Source organism: Pseudomonas sp. B6(2017), assembly GCF_002112765.1.
In the GTDB taxonomy this organism is placed as follows: Bacteria; Pseudomonadota; Gammaproteobacteria; order Pseudomonadales; family Pseudomonadaceae; genus Aquipseudomonas; species Aquipseudomonas piscis.
Genome location: NZ_NEIQ01000005.1, coordinates 112,176 through 131,852 on the forward strand (window position 1 = coordinate 112,176; position 19,677 = coordinate 131,852).

At 64.6% G+C, this 19,677-nt stretch carries 12 protein-coding genes; 3 read left to right on the plus strand and 9 right to left on the minus strand.

Features of this window, described 5'->3' with window-relative positions; all coding sequences use genetic code 11:
* Window positions 1-5: 5 nt before the first annotated feature.
* The 5 genes from CAG11_RS10015 to CAG11_RS10035 form a co-directional block, all read right to left on the minus strand.
* Window positions 6-5,153, minus strand: a complete 5,148-nt coding sequence (locus CAG11_RS10015) for a DNA repair ATPase (RefSeq protein ID WP_085596195.1) — start codon at window positions 5,151-5,153, stop codon at window positions 6-8.
* A 149-nt stretch (window positions 5,154-5,302) separates the two neighbouring features.
* Window positions 5,303-7,375: a flotillin family protein gene (locus tag CAG11_RS10020; RefSeq protein ID WP_022642517.1), complete on the minus strand. Its 2,073-nt coding sequence runs from the start codon at window positions 7,373-7,375 to the stop codon at window positions 5,303-5,305.
* 36 nt (window positions 7,376-7,411) lie between these two features.
* A complete protein-coding gene (locus tag CAG11_RS10025; RefSeq protein ID WP_053134372.1) occupies window positions 7,412-8,053 on the minus strand; it encodes an OB-fold-containig protein in 642 nt (213 codons plus the stop codon).
* A gap of 66 nt (window positions 8,054-8,119) precedes the next feature.
* Complete coding sequence (locus CAG11_RS10030; RefSeq protein ID WP_022642515.1) at window positions 8,120-8,815, minus strand: PspA/IM30 family protein; 696 nt, start codon at window positions 8,813-8,815, stop codon at window positions 8,120-8,122.
* Between the two features lie 15 nt (window positions 8,816-8,830).
* On the minus strand, window positions 8,831-9,451 hold the full coding sequence (locus CAG11_RS10035) for a YjfI family protein (RefSeq protein WP_085596196.1): 621 nt from the start codon (window positions 9,449-9,451) through the stop codon (window positions 8,831-8,833).
* Window positions 9,452-9,747: 296 nt separating this feature from the next.
* Between CAG11_RS10035 and CAG11_RS10040 the strand changes: the two genes are divergently transcribed.
* Both CAG11_RS10040 and CAG11_RS10045 read left to right on the plus strand, forming a co-directional pair.
* Window positions 9,748-10,947, plus strand: a complete 1,200-nt coding sequence (locus CAG11_RS10040; protein ID WP_031320958.1) for a CaiB/BaiF CoA-transferase family protein — start codon at window positions 9,748-9,750, stop codon at window positions 10,945-10,947.
* A gap of 40 nt (window positions 10,948-10,987) precedes the next feature.
* Window positions 10,988-11,839: a TIGR02285 family protein gene (locus tag CAG11_RS10045; protein WP_085596197.1), complete on the plus strand. Its 852-nt coding sequence runs from the start codon at window positions 10,988-10,990 to the stop codon at window positions 11,837-11,839.
* Window positions 11,840-12,006: 167 nt separating this feature from the next.
* On the opposite strand, the gene CAG11_RS10050 is transcribed toward CAG11_RS10045, so the two are convergent.
* Window positions 12,007-12,294: a DUF3509 domain-containing protein gene (locus CAG11_RS10050; protein ID WP_085596198.1), complete on the minus strand. Its 288-nt coding sequence runs from the start codon at window positions 12,292-12,294 to the stop codon at window positions 12,007-12,009.
* A 207-nt stretch (window positions 12,295-12,501) separates the two neighbouring features.
* Here CAG11_RS10050 and CAG11_RS10055 point away from each other — a divergent pair, with 207 nt between their 5' ends.
* Window positions 12,502-13,164 carry a response regulator transcription factor gene (locus tag CAG11_RS10055; protein WP_031320957.1) on the plus strand — a complete coding sequence of 221 codons (663 nt, stop codon included), beginning with the start codon at window positions 12,502-12,504 and terminating at the stop codon, window positions 13,162-13,164.
* Here the strand turns inward: CAG11_RS10055 and CAG11_RS10060 are convergent.
* The 3 genes from CAG11_RS10060 to thrC form a co-directional block, all read right to left on the minus strand.
* Window positions 13,161-14,423 (minus strand): EAL domain-containing protein, encoded by a 1,263-nt coding sequence (locus CAG11_RS10060; protein WP_085596199.1) that lies wholly within the window; start codon window positions 14,421-14,423, stop codon window positions 13,161-13,163. The genes CAG11_RS10055 and CAG11_RS10060 overlap by 4 nt on opposite strands.
* A gap of 91 nt (window positions 14,424-14,514) precedes the next feature.
* Window positions 14,515-18,105: an ATP-binding protein gene (locus CAG11_RS10065; protein WP_143494534.1), complete on the minus strand. Its 3,591-nt coding sequence runs from the start codon at window positions 18,103-18,105 to the stop codon at window positions 14,515-14,517.
* Window positions 18,106-18,198: 93 nt separating this feature from the next.
* Window positions 18,199-19,608, minus strand: coding sequence for a threonine synthase (gene thrC, locus CAG11_RS10070; protein ID WP_085596201.1), 1,410 nt, complete (start codon window positions 19,606-19,608; stop codon window positions 18,199-18,201).
* Between the last annotated feature and the right edge of the window lie 69 nt (window positions 19,609-19,677).

A 19,677-nucleotide genomic window follows, 5' to 3' on the forward strand; every position in this document is an offset into this window, starting at 1 on the left:
GCAGGCTAGGGTTGAGGGTCCTTGAGCGTCGGTACTTCACCATTGCTGAGCATGCGGCTCAGCTCATCGAGGCGCTGGGCGATATCGCCGATGCGCTGGTGGCTATGCAGGTCGACATCGATCTTCTTGTGCATCACCTGGACCAGCGGCAGGAAGCTGCTCTGCAACTGCTCGGAGAGATTCTCCAGCACCTCGCGCACACTGTGCTGCTCCGTGGGCCGGGCCAGGCCACGAACCCCATCCACCAGGTCGTTGAGCTGGGCCACCACGCGGGTGCCGACATCGCTGTCGCTGCCGCCCATGGAGCGGTTGCGCACGAAGTCGCGCTTGATCTGCGTCCAGCGCTCGCCCTGCTCGGGGGTCTGGTTGCCACGCAGTTCGGCGAGCTTGAGCAGGTTCTCCTCGGCGCCGGTAGTCAGCAGCTGGGATTCGCCCTGGTAGTGGTCGGCGATCAGTTGCAGGAGTTCGGCATCGTTCATCACCGCCGAGATCTTCTCCGCCATCTTGTTCATGTTGCGGTAGCTGCCTTGCAGCTTGAACGGCGGCTCGGTGCGGTACTGGTCGGCCTGGGCAGCGCTGGCGATGTACTGCTGGTTGACCCGCAGCACCACGTCGCGCACCTGCATCAGGCGTTGCAGGGTGGTGGTGATCTCGTTGATCTCGGCACCGCTGTAGCTGTGGCTCAGCTCGTTGCTGGAGAAAGCCTTGCCCTCGGCCTTGGCGACGAAACGGTAGACGTCGGCCATGTCGCGGGTGGCCAGCGGCGCCAGCACCGGGTTGGAGGTCAGGCCGTTCTCGATGTAGCTCAGGGAGAAGGCCTCCTGCATGCCGCCCAGGGTGTCGCCGAGGTTATAGATGTCGGCACGGTTGGCCAGCATGTCGGGGATCTTGAACACCTCGCCGGACTCGGTGTACGGGTTGCCCGACATCACCACGCAGAACTTCTTGCCGCGCATGTCGTAGGTCTTGGTCCCGCCCTTCCATACGCCTTCGATGCGCCGGGTGCCGTCGCACAGCGAGATGAATTTCTGCAGGAACTCGGGATGGGTGTGCTGGATGTCGTCGACATAGAGCATCACGTTGTTGCCCATCTCCAGGGCCAGGTTGAGCTTCTCCAGCTCCTGGCGCGAAGTGGCGTCCGGCGCCTGGGCCGGGTCCAGGGAGCGCACCTGGTGGCCCAGGGCCGGGCCGTTGATCTTCATGAAGATCAGGCCCAGGCGGTGGGCCACGTACTCCATCAGGGTGGTCTTGCCGTAGCCCGGAGGCGAAATCAGCATCAACAGGCCCATCAGGTCGGTGCGCTTGTTCTCGCCCACGGTGCCCATCTGCTTGGCCAGGTTGTCACCGATGAAGCCCAGGTAGACGTCGTTGATCAGCTTGTTGCGCACGAACGAGCTCAGTGGCCGTGGCTTGAACTCGCTCAAGCGCAGGGCCGAACGCTCACGAACGACGATGCCCTGGCGCAGGTTCTGGTAACGCTGCAGGCCTGGCAGGAAGGTTTCGCGATGAGCGCGCAGGCGGGCGAAGAAACCGTCCACCGTCAGCGCCAGGCTGCGCTCCTCGATGCGCGGGTGCTCGCCCATCAGGTTGTCCACGGTGAAACGCAGGTCGACCTCGGTGAGCCGTCGGGCAAAGCCCTCGCCCAGCAGCGACAGCGCCACGGCCTCGGGCACGTAGCCGGCCAGCGGGGCGAACTCGCCCTCGGCGCACAAGGCCGCCAGCCAGTTGCCGGTCAACGCCCACTGCGCTGCGGGGCGCTCGGCCAGGCGCGCCAGGGCCTGTTGGTAGTCATCCCACATCCGCGCGCCTTGCAGGCGCAGGGCCAGGGCCTCCTGCAATTGCCGGGCGTACTTGCTGAAGGTGAACTCCACGCGGTCCGCAGCCAGCTCCTGTACCAGGTATTCGGCGGCCTCGGGCAACAGCTCGGTGGCCACGGCGAAGCCCTGTATCCGGTGCCAGTCTTCGAGGGCCACGAGGATTTCCGCCTGCAATTGCAGCAACCCCTCGCGCCGACCGAACAGCTGCTGGATGTGCCGGCTGGTACGGGCACGCTCCACCCATTGCCGGGGTTGCGGCTCGGCCTGCTGGCGGTCCCAGTAGAGGGCGGCAAAGGCCCGGGCCGCCGGGCCATAGGCCAACAGTCCGGCACTGTCGCGCAGGGGCAGCAATTGCAGGAGGATCGCCGCCGCATCGTGGTCGTGGATGCCCTTCTCGTAGCCTTCCTTGTAGCGTGGCGCCGCGAAGTCGCGGATCACCCGGGCCAGTTCCTCAGGGTGGGCCAGCAGTGGCTTGAGGTTTTCCAGGCTCAGGCCTTCCTGGCCACGGTCCGCTGCGTCCAGCACCTGTCCGGCCAGGTACTCGGCGCGATACAGCTGTGGCGATTCCGACTCCAGGGCCACCTGCCAGAAGTCGCGCAGGGCTTCCAGCTCGGGGTCCTGCAGGGGTTCGAGAAAATCGGTGCCGGTCAGGTGCAGGTAGAGCTCGTCGCCCCGGGGCATCAGCGTCAGGTCCAGCTCCTGGGTGTTGACGCTGAAACGATGGCGCGGCCCCAGCTTGATGACATTGCCGCCTTCCTCGAACAGCTCGGTCTTGTCCCGCAGGGCGCGCACGGCCTGGTCCCGGGCGCCCTTGAGGCGCGCCTCGACGTCATCGGCCTTGACGCTGTCCTTGAGCTCGCGCAGGCGCTCGGCCAACTCCCGCAGCTTGAGGATCAGCGGGTCGGCGGCGAAGAACGCGTTGAGCTCCTCGGCCTGGGTGAAGCGGGCGGTGCGCCGGCCCAGGCTGTCGAGAATCCGTCGCGCCGCGTCCAGCAGGCCCTGGGCCTTGCGCTGGCGCTCATCGAGCAGCGACTGCTTGTGGGCTTCGAAGGTTTCCAGCAACTCCTCGCGCTTGCCGAGGATGTCGCCGAGGAATTGCTCATGGTCGCCGAAGCGGCTTTCCAGCTCCTCCAGCTGCACCAGCAACCGTGACAGTTGCTCGTCGCAACGCTCGGGGTCCTGGGCCTGGGCCAGGGCATTGGTGATGCCCTGGCTGAAGAGTTTGAACTGGGCGCCGAACTGCGCCACGGTCTCGGTCGAGCCCAGGCCCTTGCGCCGCTGTTCGGCGCGGGCCTTGGCCTGGTTCAGCCGGGCGTAGATCTGCGAGATGGATTCGATGATCCGGGTGCGCTGGGTGGCATCGTCGATCTGCAGCGAAGCCATCAGGCTGGAGAGCATGTCCAGGTCGCCGGCCATGGCTTGCAGGGCGCCCAGGGGCTCGCCGAGCTGGGCCACGGTCTCGGCCTTCTGGGCCTGGGCATCGAGGTTTTCCAGCTGGCTGACCAAGGGCAGCAGGGCCTGCTCGCTGGCCAGGAAGGTCGCGGTGCCAGCGGCGGTACGCTCCTGGGCCTTGAGCAACTCGGCCTCCATGGCATCGATGCGGACCACGTCGATGTAGCGATAGTCGCGGATGGTCAGCAGCAGGCCGCGCTGGGCGGTGATGTCGTTCAGGGCATCGACGAAGCTCTGCACCTGGTCCCAGCTGTCCACCAGCAAGCCATCGAGCAGGGCTTTGTGCTTGGCCTCGGCGGCCACCATGGCCTGCTCCGACTGGAGCCGGATGCTCTCGACCTTCTCGTATTCGTCCAGCACCAGTTCCGAGGTGGCGGCCACTTCGCGCAGCAACGGCGCCAGGCCATCGAGCTCGGCGCTGCCCAGCCAGTGGTACACGTCGAACAGGCGCCGGGTGTTCTGGCACAGCAGCGAATAGCGCTGGACCGAGACCGCCGGGGTGTCGATCTCGCGGCACAGGTCATAGAGATCGGAAACGCTGCGCACCAGCTCGGCATTGCCGATGCGCCCCAGGAAGCCGCTGCGGGCCGGTTGCCGCGCGGCGTACTCCTCGGTGAAGAACGGGGTCTGCCAGACCTGCATCGGGTGGACCCGGGTCGGCTCGTCGCCCTCGGCGGCGAAGATCACCATGCGCCCGTCCTCCAGGCGCGCATAACCATGGCCGAACAGCGGGTTCTGCAACTGGCGGTTGATCATGTTGTAGGTCAGCAGTACCGAGCGCCCCTGCTCCGGGTGGTAGAAGATGTACTGCACATCTTCACCGTTGGGCGAACGGACCGAGCGCTTGAAGCGCATGCCTTCCATGGACTGCTCGAAGGTCTTGTACTCGCCGCTTTGCAGGTAGTAGCCACCGGGGAAGATGATCCCGTGGTCCTCCGGCAACTGGACGCAGGCCAGGCCCATGGCGTCGATGCGCTCCACCTGGCGGGTCAGGCTGTTGAACACCAGGTAGCGCCACTGCTCCTCGCGATACGGCAGGACCTTGAGCAGGATCAGGCTGCCCAGGCGGGCGAACTCGATCTGTGAGTCGTCCAGGGACTGGGTCTTGTCCAGCACCTCTTCGCGGTAGATGCCCAGGCCCGACTCGGTATTGTTCTCGACCTTGATGGTCAGGTCGCCACCGATGGTTTCGACGAACACGGTGTCGAGGATATTCAGGTGTGGGAAACGGCCCTCGACCACCATCTCGCGGGTGGCCTTCTTCCATTCGAAATCGAAGGGCGCCGGCAAGGCGATATCCCGTTCACCGCGGTTGTCGATGTAGCGCACGTCCCGGCCGTCCGCCGAGATCGACCAGCGGAACACCCGCACATCGGTGACTCGCTCGCCGATCTGGAAACTGGCCAGGAGCTTGCCATCGCGAATCGCCAGCTGCAGCAGGCGGGTGTTCTTGTAATAGGTGTACAGCTCGTTGAAATCGTTGAGGAAGCCCTGGGCTCCCAGGAAGCTGCCGTCCAGGGGCACGGACTCGGCTTCGTAGCCCTCGCCCTCCTCCACCAGCCGGTACAGGGAAAACACGTCGGCGACGCTGGTTTCCTTCTTCAGGCCCATGAACACGTTGTAGCCGAACAACAGGCAGTCGCCGACCTGGACGATGTCCCGGGCGATGCAGTTGTTCTCGGTGCGGATGCGCACCCGCCCGACCACTTCCATGCGGCTGTTGCCGAACTCGTCCAGACGCTTCTGGTTGAGACTGTCCGTGGTGGCGCGCAGGCGTTGGCCCTGGTCCTGCAGGCGCTTTTGCAGCACCTCATAGGCGCCGCCTTCGGCGACAGCCTTGTCCAATACGTCCTGCGGGGGAGTTGCGACTTGAGCGTCCGACATCGTGGCCTTCCTGGATCTACGGCGGTGTGCAAAAAAAGCGGGAGCCTGGAACCTGGCTCCCGGTACCCGGACTCAACCCCTGGAGCCCACCCGGGAGCCGCTGCCCAAGACAGCGGCTACCGGTGCATCAGCAGGTGAGTTCAGGTATTTCAGGCTTCGGCAGAGGGTGCCTCGACCTTGCGCGCGGCGGCGGCAGCCAGCTCGGCGGCTACGGCCGGTGCGGTCTTGCCGTTGAGCAGGCGTGCCAGGACGTCCTGGACCACCGGGCTCTTGCCCACCACGCCCTCGATGGCCTTGCCCACCGACAGCGACTTGGCGAAGGAGTTGAAGAAGTCGCCCTCGCCTCCGACGATCTCGATCTTGGCCTTGCTGAGCGCCGCGGACAGCACTTCGGCCTGCTCCTTGGCGATGTCCTTGTTGGCGGCGATGGCGGCCATCGCTTCCTCGAAGTTCTTCTCCAGTTGCATGCGGAACTCTTCGTGCTGGCGAGCGCTGTCGCTGAGGGCATCCAGGGCACCGAACTTCTTGCCCAGGCCTTCGGCCTCGGCGTTCAGGCGCTGCAGCAGCACTTCGGCTTCGGCCGAACCCAGGTCCTTGGTGGCCTTGGCCTTGGCCGCGCCCAGCTGTTCCTCGCCGCGTGCCTGGGCACCGAGTTTCTCTTCCAGGACCTTGGCGTCGGCCAGGCCGTCTTTTTCCTTGGCGGCAGCCTGGGCTTCCAGCACCCGGGCGTCGGCCAGGCCTTTTTCCTGGTCGCCACGGGCCTCGGCGATCAACTGCTCGGCACGTACCCGGGCCAGGGCCAGGCCTTCTTTCTCCTGGGCTGCAGCAGAGACTTCCAGCACCCGCGCATCGGCCAGGCCAGGCGCTGCACGCTCGGCTTCCAGGCCCTCGGCCAGGCGCTTCTTGGCCTCGGCCTGCTTGGCCGCGGCTTCCAGCTCGGCCTGGGCCAGGTTGTTGATTTCCACCGCCTTGTGCTTGGAGCGGGTTTCGTCGGCTTCGGCCTGCTTGACCTGGCGCACCAGGTCCTGCTCGGCTTCGGCCTGGGCCTGGATCACCACCACCTGCTTGGCGCGCTCGGCCTCGGACACTTCACGCACTTCCTTGATGCGCTCTTCTTCCTGGGCCACGGTCTTCTCGACCGCCACACGCTCGCGGATCACCGTGGCGATGTTCTTGCGCTGTTCTTCCAGGGCCTTTTCCTTCTCGATGCGCTGCAACTCCACTTCGCGCTCGCGGGCCACCACTTCCAGGTCCTTGGCGCGGGTGACTTTCTCCACCTCGATGACCACGGCACGCTGGCGGTTCTGCTGGGCCACTTCGACTTCGCGCTGGTGGTTCTCGGTGCGCACGTCGATTTCCTGCTGGGACTGGATCCGCGCCTGCTCGGCCTTCAGTCGCTCTTCTTCCTTGACCTTGGCGGTCTCGGCTTCCTCGCGGGCACGAATGGTCTCGATCTCGCGCTTCTGCCGCGCCTCGGCATCGGCCTGCTGGCGTTCCAGGGCCAGGGATGCCTCGCGGGTCTCGACGTTCTTCTTCTGGATCGCCAGCTCCTGGTTGCGCTCCAGCTCGTTGGTGATGACGTTCTGGGTCGCGGTCAGCTCGGTGATCTTGCGGATACCCTCGGCGTCGAGGATGTTGCTCGGGTCCAGGGAATGCTTGGCGGTTTGCTCCAGGTAGTCGATGGCCACGTCTTCAAGCACATAACCGTTGAGGTCGTTGCCAATGATCTCGATGATCCGATCGCGGAAGTCCTGGCGGTTCTCGAACAGCTGGACGAAGTCGAACTGCTTGCCCACGGTCTTCAGGGCTTCGGAGAACTTGGCGTTGAACAGCTCATTGACCGCCGCACGATCGGAGGCACGGTCGACGCCGATGGCCTTGGCCACCTTGAGCACGTCTTCCTGGGTTTCGTTGACCCGCAGGTAGAAGGCCACGGTGATGTCGGCACGCATGTTGTCGCGGCAGATCAGCCCGTCCTTGGCCCGACGATCGACCTCCAGGGTGATCAGCGAGATACGCATGAATTCCTTGAGGTGGATCACCGGGTACACCAGAGCACCGGTGAAATGCACCTTGGGCGTGGAAGACATGTCGTTGACGATCAGGGCCGTGCCTTGGGGGACCTTGATGTAGAAGGCCTTGAACAGGGCCAGCAGGCCGAAGACCACCAGGACGACAAGGCCGAGCCCGAGCAGGATGGGCAGCAGCGACGGTAAGTTCATGCAATCAATCTCCTTTGATTCTGAGGGAGTCCGGGCTCAGAGGCCGCGAAACTCGTCCTCGGTAATGACCCGATAGGCGTGTTGCGCCTCCAGATACTCCAGCAACACGACTCGGTCGCCGCGTTTGAATGCCCGCGCCTCATCGGCACGCACCCGCAGGATCAGCCCCGCGCCACCGTCCTCGAGCACGGCTTCGCCATGCTCCAGGGTGACCCGGCCACTGCGCACTACGGCAGTCTGCCCCAGCACCGACTTGCTGCTGGTGGCTTCCATCTTGTGAAACAGCGGGCGCAACGGAGCGCAGATCGCCGCACTGAGGGGCGCCGCCAGGAACAGTGCGAGCACCGCCAGCAGCAGGCCCAGGGGATAGCGCAGCCAACCCAGGGGCAACTGGCTGAAAATGTAGAGTTCGGTGAAATACGTCAGGAACCAGCTGAAGAACATCAGCAGGGTCAGCACCAGGGTGACCGGTACGCCATTGAGCTTGAACTTGATCAGCAGCCCGGCCAGGCCTTCGGCGCTGTGGGCGCCGTCGAGCAGCGAGTCGGCCTCGAAATCCAGGAGGTCCACCTCGAGCAAACCCATGGCGACCACGGCCCAGTAGATCACCGCCAGGCAGAGCATGAAGCTGAACAGCACAGTGGGGAACGACAAGACTGTCCGCAGGAAGATTTCCATTGCTTTCCTATCCCTGAAAAAGCCGGGCAAGGCCCATCGGCCCCGCCCCTGATACACAACGATGAATCAGGACTTGCTACGGTCCTTCAAACGCGCCAGCACGTTGTCGGCGCTGGTGCTGCCGGCGACGATCCCGGCCTCGCGCAGCTTGGCATCCAGGGCATCGTCCGGGTTGCCGGAGCTGGCCAGTTCGGCCGCGGCTTCCATTTTCGCCGCGCGCTCGGCCTGCTTCTGCTTGATCCGCTCCAGCGACTCCACGGCGGTGTGCAGCTTGCTCTGCGAGCCGCCATAGCGCTGGGCCACGGCCTGCTGGGCCTTCTGCACGCTTTCGGTGGCCTTTACGGTATCGACCTGTTGTTTCAAATGCTTAATGTTGCCTTCGGCCTGGGTCACGGCCTTGCGCAACTGGGCGACGCTGGCGGCGAACCCGTCGGCCTGCTCACGCTCCACCACCAGGTCGTTTTCCAGGTTGGCGATCTTCTGCGCCACTTCCTGGGCCAGGCTTTCATTGCCTGCTTCCAGGGCCTTGAGCGCATAGCTCTCGTATTCGGCGACCTTGGCCGCGGTGGCGTCGGCACGCTCGGCGGCGAGCTTCTGCCGGGCCATGATCTCGGCCAGGGCCTCCTTGGACTTGCGCAGTTCCTGGTCGGCGTCGCGGATTTCCTGATCGAGAATCCGCAGTGCCTGGCTGTCCACCAGGGCTTCGCCCGCCTCGTTGGCGCCACCGCGCAGGGCAGTGAGCAGCTTGCTCCATACGTTCATGTGCATTCCTCCAGGTCAGGCCTGAGCCTTCAGGTAGCCTTCATAGGCTTCGGTGGCCCTGATCACGTTGCCGGCCAGGGTTTCGATCTCGTAGAGCACATTGGAGAGGATCGAGGTGGCGCTCAGGGCGCCGAACATCATGTAGAAACGCTCGCCTCCGGGGCCTGTCTCCAGGCCGATGCTCGACAGCGGGAAGAGCTGGCGACTGAGCAGCACTTCCTCGTTGAAGGCGGCTACGTCGGTGACTTCGCTCTGCGGCCAGAGCAGTGCTTCCACCAGGATCTGCTCGCCGGACACGGCGACGAACAACGGCAAGTCGCCGTATTCGCGCATGGTCACGTGCAAGCTCGGCTCGGCGCCTTCGAGCAGCTCGACGTTGGCTTCACCGCCAGTGAACAACTCGGTGGCCGCCAGGGCCTGGCACAGCGATCGGGCATTCCAGATCTGCGGCATGCTCATTTCTCCATCCTTTTCCACAGAAACCAGCCCCTGGCAGGGCTGGCGCAGTTGGCGTTCAACCGCCAGCAACGCCTTGGCGTTCTCCGGCAGTATCCAGACTTCCTTTTTCACCAGGCCCTGGTCACGCAGGCGCTGGCGGAATAAACGTTGGTAATGGGCTGAGGATTTGTTTTCCATGGCGCACAGACTAAAACATCACATGTAATTATCGCAATTCATCACATGTAATTTTTGAGATCGGCATTTGTAACAAGATTATTCAAGATATTGCGACATCTGCAGGCACGACCACGCCGTCCTACCGAACCTTGTTCTGCGAAAAGGACGCCATTAGACACTGCGCGCCGGCCCGCTGAGAAGCGCAACCGCGCAAGGCCCAAGCCGGGAAAATGCCCGGCAAGAACCTCCAGGCGCTGCCTTAATGCCGACCAATGGTCTAGGCTAGGCGGATTTTCCTGCCCTGCGGATGCACCATGAACAGTCTCAGCAAGCCCCTCGCCGGATTGAAAGTGATCGAACTCGGCACCCTGATCGCCGGCCCCTTCGCCTCACGCATCTGCGCCGAGTTCGGTGCCGAGGTGGTCAAGGTGGAATCCCCCGACGGCGGCGATCCGCTGCGCAAGTGGCGCAAGCTGTATGAGGGCACCTCCCTGTGGTGGTTCGTGCAGGCCCGCAACAAGAAATCCCTGACCCTCAACCTCAAGCACCCCGAGGGCCTGGCAGTGCTCAAGCAACTGCTGGGCGAGGCGGACATCCTGATCGAGAACTTCCGCCCCGGAGTGCTGGAGAAGCTCGGCCTGGGCTGGGACGTGCTGCACGCGCTGAACCCCAAGCTGGTGATGGTGCGCCTGTCGGGCTTCGGCCAGACCGGGCCGATGAAGGACCAGCCGGGTTTCGGCGCCGTGGGCGAATCCATGGGTGGCCTGCGCTACATCACTGGCTTCGAAGACCGGCCACCGGTGCGTACCGGGATCTCCATCGGTGATTCCATCGCCGCCCTGTGGGGCGTGATCGGCGCACTGATGGCCCTGCGTCATCGCGAGGTCAACGGCGGCCAGGGGCAGGTGGTGGACGTGGCGCTGTACGAGGCGATCTTCGCCATGATGGAGAGCATGGTCCCCGAGTTCGACGTGTTCGGCTTCATCCGCGAGCGTACCGGCAACATCATGCCCGGCATCACCCCCTCCTCCATCCATACCAGCGCCGACGGCCGGCATGTGCAGATCGGCGCCAATGGCGATGCGATCTTCAAGCGTTTCATGCTGCTCATAGGCCGCCAGGACCTGGCCGACGATCCGGCCCTGGCCAGCAACGACGGCCGCGATACCCGGCGCGACGAACTCTATGGGGTGATCGATCGCTGGGTCGCGTCGCTGCCCCTGGACCAGGTGCTGGAGCAGCTGAACCAGGCCGAAGTACCGGCCAGCCGTATCTTCAGCGCCGAGGATATGTTCCACGACCCGCAGTTCCTGGCCCGGGAAATGTTCCTCCAGGCCAGCTTGCCGGACGGCAAGCCCTTCAAGATGCCCGGCATCGTGCCCAAGCTTTCGCAGACCCCGGGCAGCGCCGACTGGGTCGGACCGCAACTGGGCGAACACTCAAGCGAAATCCTGCAAGGCCTGGGCTACAGCGCCGAGCAGATCCGCGACCTGCGCAGCAGCGGAGCGATCTGAACTGGCCCGCCAGCGCCCGAGTTCCCGCCGGCGGCTGGCGATGCCCCTGGTGGCGCTGCTGCTCTGGCTGCCCAGCCTGCCGGGCCAGACGGCAGAGCTGCTGACCTGGCTGCTGCGCGACCTGCCGCCCTTGAGCATTTTCGAGGGCGAGCTGAAAGGACGCGGGGTGGTCGACCTGCTCATGCCGCAACTGATCGCCGAGCTGCCGCAGTACCAACACGAACTGATGCGGATCAACCGCGCCCGGGGCATGCAGATGCTCCGCGAACCCAGCTTCACCTGTGATCCCTCGCTGATCTGGAGCAAGGAGCGGGCGCAATGGGTGGCCTACTCCATCACCAGCCTGCGGGTCGTGAGCAACGGCCTGGTGATCCGCCGCGCCGATCGCGAGCACCTGGCGCCATTCATCCATGACGGCCAGGTCGATCTGCCGGCGCTGCTCGCCAGCGGCAAGCAGCGGCTGGGCATGGTGGCCGAACGCAGCTACGGCCAGCAGCTCGACAGCCTGCTGCAACAAGCGCCAGCCGGCACTCTCAACGCCCACTACGGCAATGACGCCCTGGGCAGCCTGTTGCAGATGCAGCGCCTGGAACGCCTGCAACTGCTGCTGGGCTACTGGCCGGAGATCCGCTACCAGGCCGTGCAGCAAGGCATCGACCCGCAAGAACTGCTGTTCTATCCGATCCAGGGCATCGACAAGTACCAGGATGTCCATGTCGGCTGCTCCGACACGCCCCAGGGCCGGCTAGCCATCGCCCAGATCAACCAGGCCCTGCTCAAGCTGCGCGAAGAGCGCCTGGTGGAGTTGTACGCCGCCTGGTTGGAGCCCGCCATGCGCGATGCATATCGGGCCGATGCCCATGCCTACTTCCAGGCCCACCCGGACCGCTGACAAACGCCAGGCAAAAAGAAACCCCGAGAAGTGGGGAGACGACTCGGGGTTAAACGTGGTCTTCAAGACCCGTACCTGCAGGTTGCAAGCATCGGAGCAAAATGCCTGTTTCCTGCTGGCATAAGGTCTGACTGACGGGATTGTCGGAAGGTTCCGTAAAAATCAATTCATGTACGGCGTTCGAAGACCTTGCCCTCGGTGGCGTGGCGCAAGGCCGCGAATACACAGGGCTCCAGGCGCCCCTCGGCAATCAGCACGTCACGGTGCAGACCGTCGACTACATCGGTGAGCAAGCGTTTGTCGGTGAGCTGGGCCTGGTTGACCTCACGCTCCACTACCAGGGCTCCAGCGGCATCGCTCACGCTTACCAGGCACTCGCCATGGGCTCCCGAAGGGGTCAGGGCCACTTGGTATGGACTTAGTGCCTCGTTCAACAAAAGACTGATACTTTCCATCTAGATCACCACTCAATAGCTCGAATTAAGGTTCGAAAACAAAAATGCCGGTAGCTTTCTGACATTCAAGTGACCGTTGCTCAGAGAGGAAAGTTCGCCAAACCTACAGCTACCGATCTGAGTCAATCGAGCATGCACGGGTAATATGACAAGCAAAAAACGGCCAACCAGGCGCCCGCCATACCGTCCCTGCAATGGAGTCCCGCCTTGATAGCTACGCCGAACAACAGATTGCGCATCATCCTCGCCGACGATCATCCGATCTTCCTGATTGGCCTGCGGGCAGTGCTGGAGCAGGACCACAGCCTGGAGGTGGTCGGCGAAGCCAGCTCGCCCTCAGCGCTGTTCCAGCTGGTGCAAGATACCCCCTGCGACGTGCTGGTGACCGATTTCATGATGCCCGAGGAGCAGCAGAACGATGGCCTGCGCCTGCTCGAGCAACTGCGCCGGCATCATCCCGGGCTGCCCATCGTGGTGGTGACCATGCTCAATCACGCCGGGCTGTTCCGCTCGATCCTCGACCTTGGGGTCATGGGCCTGCTGAGCAAGGCCAGCCTGGCCCAGGAGCTGCCCAGCGCCATCGAGCACGCTCGCCAGAACAGGCCCTACGTGGCCCAGGCGATCCAGCGGGCATTGAGCCTGGCCGGCGAGGTGGGCCCCGATCGGCTGGCGTCCAAGGACCAGCTCTCGCCCCGGGAACTGGAGGTGATCCGCCTGCTCGCCGCCGGCCATGCGGTGGGCGAGATCGCCGCCCAGCTCAACCGCAGCAAACAGACCGTCAGCGCACAGAAAGTCAGCGCCATGCGCAAGCTGGGCCTGGCCAGCGAGGCGGCGCTGTATATCTACGTCCAGGAACACGGCCTGGCCTAGGCACACATCCCGGCGGCCCGTACTGCCGATTCCGCAGACTCGCGCCCCAGGGTTTGCGCCAGCCATTGGCGCATGTCGGCGGCGCTCATCGGCGGCGCCATGAAGCACCCTTGCAGATGGGCCGCGCCCATGGTCTTGGCCACCTGGTACTCGGCTTCGGTCTCGATCCCCGCCACCACCACGCCCAGGGCGATGCGCCGGGCCATGCCCACTGCACTACCGACCAGCGCCTGCTTGCGCTCGTCCATGGCCATGCCGGCGACGAATGCCGGAGGGATCTTCAGCTCGGTGAATGGCAACTCCAGAAGGCGTTGCAGACTGGTACCGCCAACGCCGAAATCACCGATGGACAACTTGCAGCCGATCATCCGCAGGCGCAGCAAGGCTTCCACATGGGCGGTGTCGGTTTGCAAACAAGTGGTATCGACGATCTCCAGGGTCAACAGCCGCGCGGGGATCTCGAAGCGCCGCAGCAGGGCCTCCAATTGGCGCGGGAACAACGGCCGTTCGAGGATGCCCACCGGAACGTTCACCGCCACCGGCAGAGCATGGCCCATCACCAGCCGCACCCCCGCCGCCAGCTCCAGCGCCTGCTCCAGCATGTGCCAGGTGAACACCTCCTGCAGGCCGGCGAACTCGATCAACGGCAAGAACTCGGCCGGCATCAATAGCCCCCGTTCCGGATGCTCCCAGCGCGCCAGCGCCTCGACGCCGTGCAACCCGCCACACCGCTGGATGACCGGCTGGAAGTGCGCCACACCGTGCCCCAGGATCGCCGCCACACCTTCCTCAGGGGAGACATCCTCGGGGGCGAACAGGTCCAGGGCCAGCAAATCCCGGAGCAATGCCTGGTTGAGCGCTGGCGTCTGCCGGGACAGCTGCTGGTAGGTAGTGAGCAGCTCGCCGATCACCGCCACCGACGCCGGTTTTGGCAGGCAGGCGAGGATTTTCAGCCCCAGTTCCCGGGCCATGCCCGCGGCGCCTTCGAGCACATCCGGTTCGGCGTCGCTGAGGATGATCAAGGCCTCGGCCTGCCGCTCCCGGGCCAGTTCGCGGATCAACTCCAGGCCATCGGCCTGTTCCAGGTAGAGGTCGCAGATAGCGATATCCACCGGCCCCTTGCTGGCCAGCGAACGCCGTGCGGACTCAAGGTTCTCGGCGGCCAGCACGTTGTACACGCCATTGGCGTTGAGCATCTGGTGCAGGGCCATCAGCTGGAACGAGTTGTCTTCGAGAATCAGCACTTTAAGCGAATGCATGGGGCAACCTCCGGTACGACACAAGCGGGAACAGTCCACTAAGGGGTCGACACGGTAACCAGGCAAACCTTAATCACACATAGGACAAGTCCTAAACGTCCAGGGCCGCCTCGATATCGCCACGCAAGTTGTCGATAGCCTCCCGCAACGCCGGCCACCGGTCCTCTATCCCTTCCCCGGCCTTGATCCGCGCCTGCGCCTCGATGCAGGCCTTGGCCAGTGGCAAGGCATCGATCAGGCAACAGACGCCCTTGAGCCGGTGCAAGGTGGCGCCCAGGCGCCCAGGATGCTGGTCTTGCATGGCCGCCTCCAGGGCCTGGCGCTCCTGGGCCAGGTTGCGCTGCAACTCCTGCAGCATGCGTTGCAGTACCTGTTCGTCGGCCTGGGTCATCGTCCGCAGGGTCTGGATATCGAAGGACGGCGGCGGCAGGAACCGCGCCAGCGTCTGCGCCAGCTGATCCAGGGTCACCGGCTTGACCAGCAGCAGGTCCATGCCCGCCCGCTCGCAACGTTCTTGCTCATCCTCGAAGGCATTGGCCGTGCAGCCGATGACCGGACAAGCGCCGCGCCCCCGCTGCGCCTCGAACTGCCGGATCGCCTCGGCCAGGGCATAACCGCTCATGCCGGGCATCTGGCAGTCGGTCATCACCAGGTCGAACTCGCCGCCCTGCCAGAGCTCCAGCGCTTCCTGGGCGTTGTCGCAAGCCACCACCCGATGCCCGAGGAACATCAACTGCTGGCTGAGGACCATGCGGTTGGCGCTCAAGTCATCCACCACCAGCACTTCGATGCTGCGACTGGGCGGACGCTCGGCCGCCGTGGGCGAGGCTGCCCAGTCCTCGTCCAGCCGCTCCAACGCCAGTTCGATGGTCACCAGCGTCCCGGCACCCGGGGCGCTGTGCAGCTCGATGCGCCCCCCCATCAGCTCGACCAACTGGCGGCAGATACTCAACCCCAGGCCCGTGCCGCCATGGGCCTGGGAAGTCGCGGCGGTGGCCTGGACGAAGGGCGTGAATAGCTTCTGCTGCTGCTCGGGACTGATCCCCGGCCCGGTATCCGCAACGCTGATACGCAGGTTGGCAAGAGCGCAGTCCAGCTCCTGGCGCTCGACCTGGATGCGCACCTGGCCTTCGCTGGTGAACTTCAAGGCATTGCTCAACAGGTTGTGCATGACCTGGCGCAGGCGCAATGGGTCGAACAGGTAACGGCCCCCGGCCTGTTCGTCGAACACCAGATGCAGCTGCACACCGCGGCTGCGCGCAGTGGCATCGAACAGCTGGCGAATGCTCTCGAAGAACGGCTTGAGGGCCGTGGCCTCTGGCGCCAGTTGCATGTAGCCGGCCTCGATCTTGGCCAGGTCGAGACTGTCGCCCATCAGGCTGATCAGCTCCTGGGCGGACTGGTACGCCACTCGCAGGGCTTCGGAAAACGGCGCGCCGCGCACCCTGGCCTGTTCCTTCTCCAACTCCAGCAGGCCGATGATCGCCGTCATCGGCGTGCGGATTTCATGGCTCATGGTGGAAAGGAAGGCACTCTTGGCCGCGTTGGCCTGGTCGGCGGCGTGACGCGCCTGGACCAGCTGGTTCTCCAGGCGCTTGCGCTCGGTGATGTCGATCCAGCCGCCCAAAAGCCCCTGCAACTGCCCTTCGGCGCTGTAGAACGGCACCGTCCATTGGTAGGCGTGGATCGGCCCGTGGCGGGTTTGCACTTGTCGGTCGGCGAACACCGACTGCTCGGAGGCCAGCAGTTGCATGAGTTCGTCATGCAGCTGGCGGGCGGTGTCCGCCGGCAGCAGGTCCAGGTCGATCAACCGGCGCCCCTGGATCCGCTCCAGGCGAGTGCCCAGTTGCTGTTCGTAGCTCTTGTTGCAAGTGATCAAGCGCCCTTGCAGGTCGCGGACGAAAACCGGATTGGGCATGCCATCGAGCAACGCGCGCTTGAAGGCCAGCTGGTCGTTCAAGCGCTGCTCGGCCTCCAGCCGCTGCTGGATCTGGCGCTTGAGCCGGCTGCTCCAGGCCAGTGACAGCAGGCCGAACAGCAACGCCGTGCAGATGGCCCAGTAGACCCAATCCGGCACCCGCTGCCAGACGGGCATCGGCACCGGGGTCGAGCCCAGCCACTTCAGGCGCGTAGCACTGAGCTCGGCCACTGGCAGGGCTTCCAGGGCCTTGTTCAGGATGCTCAGCAGTTCCGGCTGGTCCTTGCGCACGGCGAATTCGTCGGCGGACCAGGTCCCCTCGACGCTGCGCCCTGCCCGCAAGCCTTCATAGGCCAGGTCCAGCGCTTGCACCTGGATCTCGTTCTGGATAGTGGCCAGGGCTTCGCCGTTCTTGACCAGGGCCCGGGCCTCCTCGTAGTTGGCCACGCTGCGCAGGCGGATATCCGGATAGTTGCGCCGGATATAGCTTTCCAGGGTATGCCGGGCCGGCAGGGCCAGCACCTCCCCCGCCATCTGCTTGAGGCTGCCCAGGCGACGATCCTCGGGACGGACGACGAACACCCAGGCGGCGCCACCGAAGGCATGGGAGAAATTCAGGAACAGCCGCCGGTCCTCGCTGTCGGTCAGGGTGGTGTTCATCTGCGCCTGCCCGCTTTCCAGCAACTCCAGGGTCTGGGCGGTGGATGCGCTCTGCTTGTGGACGAAATGCAGCCCGGTCATGCGTGCAATCCGGTTGAGCAGGTCAATGTTCAGGCCGACCCAGCGTCCTTCCTTGTCCTTGAACACATGGGGCGGATAGGACTGGGACGCCACCAGGACATGGGGGTGCTGGAGAATCCAGGCTTGCTCCTCGGCACTCAGCTCGATGCGTTCGCCGGAGTTGGTTCCCAGGCCTGTGGTCCAGCGCGCCTGGATTTCCCGGCGCAGCGATTCGTCGATGCTCTGCAGCGCCTGCTCCAGCAACTGCGCCAGGCGCGGGTTGTCGTCACGGGTGGCGAAAGCGAAGCCGGTGGGCGGCAAGCGGCTTTGCTCATGGATCTGCACCGCCAGGTAGGGCCGCAGGGCCTTGTAGGCGCGAACGATGATCTCGTTGCCGATAAAGGCATCGGTATCGCCCTGGTTCAGGGCTTCCAGGCCGCTGTAGAGGTTGGGCGAAAGCATGATCTGGCTGTCCGGGTAGGCCGCATGGACCTGCGCGGCATTGGCATAGCCATCGAGCAGCACCAGGCGCTTGCCGGCCAGGTCGTCAGCGGGCTCCGGCTCGTCGCGGCGCACGACCACCACGGCCTTGTCCGGCATGTAGTCGCTGGTGAAGCGCAGCCCCGGCACGCCACGCTCATAACCGTTGGCGCTGGTGAGGATATCGATGGTGCCGTTGCGCAGGGCCTCTACCGCCTGTTCACGCTCGGAAAACCCCAGCACCTCCATGCTCACCCCCAGTCGCTCGCCCACCAGCCCCAGGTAATCGGCGCTGATGCCCTGGTAGCGGTTGCGGTCGCGGGTGATGTCGATGGGTTGGTAGTCATCGATGGCGATGCCTACCCGCAGGGTCGGGTGCGCCGCCAGCCATTGGCGCTCGGCAGGCTTAAGGTCCAGTGGCTCGAGGTCGATGAAGGCCGGCACCAGCTTGAACGGCAGGCTCTTCGCGGCACTGGCCGGCAAGGCATGGAACATGCCCCAGGCCAGCAGGCCGGCGAGCAGCCAGGACAGCGCAGGGCAAGCGCGAGAAGTTCGAAGGGACATCAACCGGGCCTCCCTGCCTCTGGCGGGCTACAGGTTCGCGAAAAAACAAAGCCCGTCAGGAGACGGGCTTCGTGATCGGCAAGGCCAGGATACTTAGAGCGGCTTGCCACGATTGCCGTGCTGGCTGACAAAAGCCTGCACTGCCTTGAGGTCGTTGGCCAGCACCGTGCAGCGCTCTTCGCGCTGGAACAGGTCGGTCAGGTGCGCCGGCAGCTCCAGGGCCTTGCCAACGCCAGCCTTCTGTACCGCATCGGGGAACTTGACCGGGTGCGCGGTGCCGAGGGTGACCATCGGCGTATCGAGGCTGCGCCGGCATTCGCGGGCAGCGCGCACGCCGATCGCAGTGTGCGGATCCAGCACCTCGCCGGTCTGGGCGAAGACTTCGGCGATGGTCTGGCAAGTCTGCTCGTCAGTGACCGCCAGGGAGTCGAACAGCTTGCGCGCTTCGGTCCAGCGATCCTGTTCGACGCTGAAGCCGCCGCCCTGCTTGAAGCTGTCCATCAGGCCAGCCAGGGCCGCACCGTTGCGACCGTGCAGGTCGAACAGCAGGCGCTCGAAGTTCGACGAGACCATGATGTCCATCGACGGCGACAGGGTCGCGTGCAGGGTTTCCTTGACGTACTGGTTGCCGCTCATGAAGCGGTGCAGGATGTCGTTGCGGTTGGTGGCGACGATCAGCTGGCTGATCGGCAGGCCCATGTTGCGCGCCAGGTAGCCGGCGAAGATGTCGCCGAAGTTGCCGGTAGGCACCGAGAACGCCACGGAGCGCGCCGGGCCGCCCAGCTGCAGGGCCGCATGGAAGTAGTAGACGATCTGGGCCATGATCCGCGCCCAGTTGATGGAATTGACCGCTACCAGGCGCGTGCCCTTGAGGAAGCCCTGGTCGGCGAAGCTGGCCTTGACCATTTCCTGGCAGTCGTCGAAGTTGCCTTCGATGGCGATGTTGTGGATGTTCTCGCCCAGGATGGTGGTCATCTGCCGGCGCTGCACTTCCGAGACACGGTTATGCGGGTGCAGGATGAAGATGTCGACGTTGTCGCAACGCTTGCAACCTTCGATGGCCGCCGAACCGGTATCGCCGGAAGTGGCGCCGATGATCACCACGCGCTCGCCGCGCTTCTCCAGGACGTGATCCAGCAGGCGACCCAGCAGTTGCAGGGCGAAGTCCTTGAACGCCAGGGTCGGGCCATGGAACAGCTCCATCACCCATTCGTTGCCATTGAGCTGGCGCAGCGGCGCCACGGCGCCATGGGCGAAGACGCCGTAGGTTTCCTCGAGGATCTTCTTGAAATCGGCATCGGCGATGCTGCCGCTGACGAATGGGCGCATGACCCGGAACGCCAGCTCGTGATACGGCAGGCCCGCCCAGGAAGCGATTTCCTCCTGGGTGAAACGCGGCAGGTTCTCCGGCACGTAGAGACCGCCATCGCTGGCCAGACCGGCCAGCAGTACATCTTCGAAATTCAGGGCCGGTGCCTGGCCGCGGGTGCTGATGTAGCGCATAAGAGCAAACCTTCGGTTTGAGCGGCAAGCTGCAAGCTACAAGCGACAAGTCAAAGCAGATCCGCTTCT